Annotated in this window: 1 pseudogene; it reads right to left on the bottom strand. The window is 38.1% G+C overall.

Going from position 1 to position 530, the window contains the following annotated elements:
- Positions 1–182 precede the first annotated feature (182 nt).
- Positions 183–530 (bottom strand): annotated as a pseudogene (locus tag OM074_RS21715) (ATPase); the annotation flags it as partial.

Below are 530 nucleotides of genomic sequence, written 5' to 3'. Positions count from 1 at the left end.
TCTGGATGACTGGATAAAGATCGTTGAAAATGTTCCTCATCATGGAAATGAATTCCTGTTACTGATTTGATTAATTCAAATACAGGTTTGGCTGTCCCCCCGGTAAATACATTGGCCAACAAGGGCAGGCCTTTTTCAAATAGAATATTTTTTAGTGACATCGTTTTATGTTTATAGATTTTTTACTTGCGTTTGTCTGCTGCGTTGTCGGGAAATGAAACCACGTTCATCATCTCCCTCAAACGGCTCCTTACCCTTGCCCCATACTGCTTTTCAATTTCTGAGGCATTCAAATTGGTTGTCATATGGGTGATCAATCCATCAGAGATAAACAGGTCGTATCTGGATAAAACTATCTCCGATAACGCATTGCATTCATTGCCAAAATGCTTTAGATTTTCTTCAGCTCCTAAATCATCAAAACAGATCGTTTTCGGAATCTTTGCTCCTGGTTTTATTTCAAAAGATTTCTTGCTATACCGGTGAATCACATCATAGCCATCTTTATGAAATTCAAAGCTGATATCCCT

The sequence above is a fragment of the Plebeiibacterium marinum genome, from assembly GCF_026013615.1.
Taxonomy (GTDB): domain Bacteria; phylum Bacteroidota; class Bacteroidia; order Bacteroidales; family Marinilabiliaceae; genus Saccharicrinis; species Saccharicrinis marinus_A.
The sequence above is the reverse complement of the archived record's forward strand: the minus strand, read 5'-3'. Positions and strand labels throughout refer to the sequence as shown.